Origin of the sequence: Dietzia sp. DQ12-76, from assembly GCF_014145045.1 — a bacterium.
Lineage (GTDB): Bacteria > Actinomycetota > Actinomycetes > Mycobacteriales > Mycobacteriaceae > Dietzia.
This window is the reverse complement of record NZ_JAALDV010000525.1, coordinates 1-6,337: the sequence shown is the minus strand read 5'-3', so window position 1 is coordinate 6,337 and position 6,337 is coordinate 1. Positions and strand designations below refer to the sequence as shown.

Annotated in this window: 5 protein-coding genes and 1 pseudogene; 3 read left to right on the top strand and 3 right to left on the bottom strand. The window is 69.5% G+C overall.

The annotated features are described in order from the left end of the window. Positions 1-134: 134 nt before the first annotated feature. Entirely contained in the window at positions 135-872 is a 738-nt protein-coding gene (locus tag G6019_RS16100; RefSeq protein WP_182612553.1) for a histidine phosphatase family protein, read from the bottom strand. Between the two features lie 40 nt (positions 873-912). Next, positions 913-2,094 carry a zinc-dependent alcohol dehydrogenase gene (locus G6019_RS16095; RefSeq protein ID WP_107756248.1) on the bottom strand — a complete coding sequence of 394 codons (1,182 nt, stop codon included), beginning with the start codon at positions 2,092-2,094 and terminating at the stop codon, positions 913-915. Between the two features lie 105 nt (positions 2,095-2,199). On the opposite strand from G6019_RS16095, the gene G6019_RS16090 reads away from it, so the two are divergent. Both G6019_RS16090 and G6019_RS17510 read left to right on the top strand, forming a co-directional pair. Then, on the top strand, positions 2,200-3,675 hold the full coding sequence (locus G6019_RS16090) for a flavin-containing monooxygenase (RefSeq protein WP_182612555.1): 1,476 nt from the start codon (positions 2,200-2,202) through the stop codon (positions 3,673-3,675). A 92-nt stretch (positions 3,676-3,767) separates the two neighbouring features. Then, the gene (locus G6019_RS17510; RefSeq protein WP_241726111.1) at positions 3,768-4,694 is read left to right on the top strand and encodes a serine/threonine protein kinase; all 927 of its coding nucleotides are present in this window, start codon (positions 3,768-3,770) and stop codon (positions 4,692-4,694) included. A 13-nt stretch (positions 4,695-4,707) separates the two neighbouring features. Here G6019_RS17510 and G6019_RS16080 read toward each other — a convergent pair whose 3' ends face one another. Beyond that, entirely contained in the window at positions 4,708-5,853 is a 1,146-nt protein-coding gene (locus G6019_RS16080; RefSeq protein WP_182612557.1) for an alkaline phosphatase family protein, read from the bottom strand. 198 nt (positions 5,854-6,051) lie between these two features. On the opposite strand from G6019_RS16080, the pseudogene G6019_RS16075 reads away from it, so the two are divergent. Then, positions 6,052-6,337 (top strand): annotated as a pseudogene (locus G6019_RS16075) (hypothetical protein); the annotation flags it as partial.

Below are 6,337 nucleotides of genomic sequence, written 5' to 3'. Positions count from 1 at the left end.
GCCCGGTGTGGTGCGACCGCCTCCCACGACGAGCACCCGGCCGCGGCTCTCCTTGCCGCCGTCCGGCGTGGGAAGCGCCCACCCCCGCAGGCGGTGGGAGGTGAGCACGAGCGCCTCGCCCTCCTGGCCGGTGGTCACCGGCCGTCCTCGTCCGCTGCTGAACCCTCGCGGGTGGTGGGGGCCTCGGCCCGCTCTACGGCCGAGGTGTCGGCATACCGCTCGAGGCGCAGTGACCCGTCGCCGTTCCGGTATGTCGTCACCGAGCAATTGGGCAGGGGGTCTTCACGGTCGACGTGGAGGATGTCCTGTTCAGCCATATGTTCCAACGCCACCCGGAATCCCATGATCACCGCTTGGTGGCTGAAGATGCACAGCCGCTCACCGGCGTACTGCTGCCGGAGATCGGTGAGCAGGTAGCGCACGCGCAGGACCACGTCCGTCCAGCTCTCCCCACCCGGGGGTCGGTAGTAGAACTTGCCGATCCGGTCGCGCCGCTCCGCCTCCGCCGGGAAGCGGTCACGGATCCCGTGCCCGGTGAACCCGTCGAGGATCCCGAGGTCCCGCTCACGCAGCCGCTCGTCGGTGAGGAGAGTGGCATCCAGGCGGGCCGCTTCCAACGCGGCGGCGGCCGTGTCCGCCGCTCGTCGGTACGGGGAGGTCAGCCACACCGTCGGCCGGCGCTCGTCCGGTAGTGCGGCCAACCACGTGCCGACGGCCGACGCCTGGGTGAGTCCGGTCTCCGACAGCGGGGTGTCGGCATCCCGGTAATTCAGATCGAGGCGGTGCGCCCCGGCGGCGCGGGCCTCGTCGTCAGCGATGTTCCCCACGCTCTGCCCGTGGCGGACGAGCAGGAGGCGGGCGAGTTCCGTCATGCCCGGAACCTACCCGTCCGCCTCCCGCCGGGCCCCGACCTCACGGGGTGAGGACGATCTTCACGGCCCCGTCCTGCTTCTTCTGGAAGATCTCGTAGGCGTGGGGGGCGTCCGCGAGGGGGAGCCGGTGGGTGGCGAAGTCGTCCACTCCCAGCGGGTCGTCATCGCTGAGAAGCGGCATGATGTCCGGCACCCAGCGCTTGACGTTGGCCTGCCCCATCGTGAGCGTGAGCTGCTTGTCGAACATCGTCAGCATCGGCAAGGGGTCGGCGGTGCCGCCGTACACGCCGGACAGGGAGATGGTCCCGCCCCGGCGCACGATGTCGATAGCGGAGTAGAACGCGGAGAGCCTGTCCACGCCCGAGTGCTCCATCACCTTCTTGCCGAGGAACTTGGGCAGCATCCCCACGGTTGCGTGGGCCGCGGTGGCCACGGGGGAGCCGTGTGCCTCCATGCCCACCGCGTCGATCACCGAATCCGGCCCGCGCCCGTCGGTCATGTCGCGGATCACGTCCCCCAGTTCACCGGGGACGCCGGTGGGGTCGAGGACCTCGACTCCCCGATGCGCCTGGCGGGCCCGGCGTTCGGCGACCGGGTCCACTCCGATGACGCGGTGTCCGCGGTGGGCGGCGATCCGGGCCGCCATGTCGCCGATCGGTCCCAGCCCCAGTACCACGACGGTCCCGCCATCGGGGATCTTCGCGTACTCGACCGCCTGCCAGGCCGTCGGCAAGACGTCGGACAGGTACAGGTACCGGTCGTCGGTGTGCTCGTGCGGCACCTTGATGGTCGTGTTCTGGGCCTGCGGCACCCGCAGATACTCCGCCTGACCGCCGGAGACACTTCCGTACAGCTCCGAGTAGCCGAACAACGCCGCTCCCATCCCCTGGTCACGGACCTGGGTGGTCTCGCACTGGGTGTTCAGGCCCTTGTCGCACATGTAGCAGTGGCCGCACGAGATCTGGAACGGCATCACCACCCGGTCGCCGGGGGAGAGATCGGTGAGTCCGGACCCCACGTCCTCGACGATCCCCATCGGTTCGTGACCGAGGACGTCGCCCTCGTTCATGAACGGCCCGAGCACCTCGTACAGGTGCAGATCGGACCCGCAGATGTTCGTGCTGGTGATCCTGACGATCGCGTCGGTGGCTTCCTCGATCCTGGGATCGGGTACGTCATCCACGCGGACATCGCGCTTGCCGTGCCAGGTGACTGCCTTCATGTCAGGCTCCTCTCGCTGGTCGTGTCATGCGCGCTCACGCATATCGCCGACGCTACGAGGCCGGGCGAACCATCGCATCCGGTCGCCCGAGGCTGTAGACCTGAAGTGGTGACCGGTCTGCGACAACCCCGCGTGGTGATCATCGGCGCGGGACTCGCGGGCATCGCCGCCGCGCACACGTTCCGACAGGCCGGGCTGAGCGACGTGCTGATCTGCGAGAAGGGCACCGACGTCGGCGGGGTGTGGCACTGGAATCGCTACCCGGGCCTGACCTGCGACGTCCCGTCACAGCTCTATCAGTTCGGGTTCGCACCGAAAGCCGACTGGTCGCACGTCTGGGCATCCGGCGAGGAGATCCGGCTCTACCACCGGGAAGTCGTGGAGCGGTGCGGGTTGGACGGATGGTTGCGGCTCGAAACCGAGGTGACGGATGCGGTGTACGACGACGAGTCCGCAACCTGGACTCTCACCACCGCGGCAGGGGAGATCCTCCTCGCGGACTTCGTCGTGTGTGCGACCGGGGTGCTCCACCACCCCCATGTGCCCGACATCGACGGACTCGACACCTTCGCCGGCCCTGTCGTGCACACCGCCCGCTGGGACCCGGAGCTCGAGACCGGTGGATCGCGGGTCGCGGTGATCGGGTCCGGATCCACGGGGGTGCAGATCGTCTCCGCGCTTCAGCCCGAGGCCTCGCGTCTACTGCACTTCACCCGCTCCCCGCAGTGGATCCTCTGGGCGCCGATGGGCGTCCGCCAACCCGAGCTGTTCACCGCCCTGCTCCGCCGGATGCCGGGACTGCAGCGGGGTCTGTACGCGGCCGCACTGTGGGCGTCGGGGATTCTGGCGGACGTGGTGCTCAAGCCGACCTGGCGTCGCCGGGCGGTGCAGGCGTACGCGAGGTCGAGTCTCCGCCGGCAGGTCCGCGACGCCCGGCTCCGGGCGAGGTTGACTCCCGATGACGAGCCGCTGTGTAAGCGGCAGGTCGTCTCGGGCACCTACTACGGCGCCATCACCGCCCCCAACGCCCAGCTGGTGACGAGTCCGATCACCGAGGTCACGCCCACCGGTATCCGCACCGATGACGGCGCCCATCACGACGCCGACGTGATCGTCCTGGCCACGGGTTTCCGATCCCACGAGTACATGCGCCCCATGCGGATCACCGGCCGCGACGGACTGGGTCTCGATGAGGCCTGGGCGACCGGCCCGCGTGCATACCGGATGACCGCGATCCCTGGTCTCCCCAACCTCTTCACCGTTCTCGGTCCCAACTCGCCGACCGGGTCGATCTCACTGCAGTACTCGGCGGAACTCACCTCGCGGTACATCGCGCAGTGGATCGAGCAATGGCGACTCGGGCGGTTCGACGCGGTCGAGGTGACGGAGAGGGCGACCGCCGATTTCGCGCGGGCGGTGGGCGCGGCGATGGGGCCGACGGTGTGGAACACCGGGTGCACGTCCTGGTACCAGACAGCCGGCGGTGAGATCGATCTCTGGCCCTTCGACCGGAAGCGGATGGAGGAGATGCTCGACCACCCCGACGAGCAGGACTTCACGCAGGTCCTGCTCGGCTCCTGAGAACGTGGTGCGTTGCCGGTCGCCAGGTGGATAAAGTGACTGTCATTCTCCGGACGTAGGCCGCCTCGTCGGCCGTGTCGATGGTGGTGACTATGAGCGATCCGTCAGGTGGCTCCGGGCGGGACGGTTCCAGCCGGGACGGTTACCGGGGCAACGACGGGGGGTGGGGCCAGGACCCCTACGGAACGGGTCCGCGGGCTCCCTCTCGCAACGGCCTCATGTGGGTGATGGGTGGGCTCATCGTGGTGCTGCTCGTCGTCCTCGCCGGCGCGGTCGGCTACCTCGTCGCCTCGGACGGCGGCGAACCGGGTGCCGCACCAGCGCCGACGACGACCTCCGTGGAACCGGAGACGGCGCCCCAGGTCCCGGAGACGATGCCAGCTGCAACCGGTGCTCCATCCGTGCGGTCCGCCGACTGCGACCCGGACGAGATCGCGAGCGAGGCGGGTATCGCCCGTCGGAACGTCAACGTGGACCGGTGCGCGGGGGCGTGGGCACTGGCGCACGTCTTCGTACCGCAGGGTGAACCCGCCGGGGATACGCAGTACATAGTGAGCCGCGTGGGGGGGAGTTGGAAGCGATACACCGGGATTCCGTCCACCACGTGCCGTCAGGAGGCGGAGGCCGACGGCATGCCCGCTGAGATCGCAGCGGTCCTGGACGACTGTCGGTCCTCGGCCGCACTGAGCGGCGATCTGGGACTGCGTGTCCCCATGTCCCGTCCCGCGTGCGACGGTCGGGGGATCGTGGTCCTGTACTCCGCCGTCACCCCGGGTGCATACGCGCAGGAGATCGCTGCCGCGCTGGCGCAGAACCCGGGAGCGTCCTACTTGCGCACCGACATGGCGTGCCCCTCGCTGCGCGCGAGGGACGAGAACGGCAACGTCATCTACGCCGTATACCGCGCTTCCGGGTATTCCCGGCAGGAGCTGTGCGCAGACGTGCGAGCAGAGGGACCGCCTGCGTACGGTCGCTGGCTGGACTCCACCAGCGACCCGTCGACGCCGGTCACCTGCTGAGCAGGCCGGCGGCTCACCGCAGGATGAGTGGGATGTGCTGCTCAGCCGCGGTATTGGCCCCGTGATGACCGAGGAGGCCCGACTCCATCTTCTCGTGGTGGGTGCGGGCGAGGATGACGCCGCCGGTGGCGACCGCGATGACGTGACCCAGACGGTCCGCATGGTCCCGGCCCGGCCCGAACAACTGCTCGTCCAGCGCCTGTTCCCGGCTCAGCACCCGCGCGTGCCCCGCCAACTCCTCGCGCCAGGCGGCCAACACCGCCGTTTCCGCCCCGGCCCGTGCGTGCACGTGCCGTACCCGGGCCTCGCCGGCGAGCACCTCGACGTCCGTGAGGAGCGACGGTGTGGCATCGATATCGATCACGGTCTCCGCGGCCACCATGCCGTGGTCGGCGGTGACGAGTAACCCGCAGCCGGGGGGCAGATCCGTCGCCAGGTCGGCGACGAAGGCGTCCACCTCGCGCAACGACTGAACCCACTCCGGAGAGCCCGGACCGTGGATGTGTCCGATGAGATCGAGGTCTCCGAAGTAGGAATAGACGAACCGTCTGGACTTCGAGGGAGCGGCGACGACAGCGAGTATCGCCTCGCGGATCTCCTGCAGTGAGATAGCCGGGCGGTACTCGCCCTCCGCCCGGAACGCGGCGCGGGTGAGTCCGGATGCCCGGAAGTCCTCGCGCATGACGTAGGTGACGTCGACCCCCTCCTCGGTGAGCAGTTCGAGAAGACTCGGCAGCGCCTGCACCTCACGGGGAGGGAACCGGTCCAGTGCGGAGGGCCCCTCCGCCGACCCCGTGGTCCACCGGAGCGAGTTGAAGACGGTAGGTGTCTCCGCACCCTCGTCCGGGAGCGCGAAGCTGTACCCGACGATCCCGTGGCGGGAGCACGGCGCTCCCACCGCCAGGCTGGTCAGACTCGTGGCCGTGGTGGCGGGGAATCCCGCGGAGATCATCCGCGTGGTCATCGCCGAGAGGGTGGGGGCGACCTCGGCGTGCTGCCGGATGAGCTCGGCGCCGAGGCCGTCGACCAGGACGAGCACCGTATCCCGCGTGGGCGGGAGAGCCAGTGGGTTGCGGAGGTTGACGCCCAGCGAGGCGGCGATCGACGGCATGACGTCGGCCAGCGAGTGGTCGGCGGGGGTGGTCGGGATCCCGGTCATGGCTCCACTCTCCCTCATCGCGCCCGCGAACGGTGCGGACCGGCGCCGTCCGGGCAGACGGCACCAAGGCGAGGCGGCGTGACGTGACGACGTGGTGGTCGTGACGTAACACCGCCCCGCTCGTGACGTATATGTGATGGACTCAAGAATCCTCAACTCATCGTGGGGCTCGCGCCCCCGTCATGCTCGGAGATCACTGTGACCAGATCCATCGCCTGCGCCGGTGCGCTGGCCGCCGCACTTCTCGTCTTCTCGACCGGCGCCGCGGCAGCCCAGAGCGCAGACGGCCTGTCGTCTGGCGCCCTCGACTCGTCGTCGCTCACCGGCTCCGCCGGAACGGAGACCGACGCGGACACCGGCGGCGGCCTCGGCTCCGCCGGTGACCTGCTTCCGGCCTCCGTCACCGGTTCGCTGCCCGGTTACACCTCCGGTCCGGTCGGTTCCGTCGCCAGCGCCGGCTGTGGCGTCGGCACCGTGGCCGGCG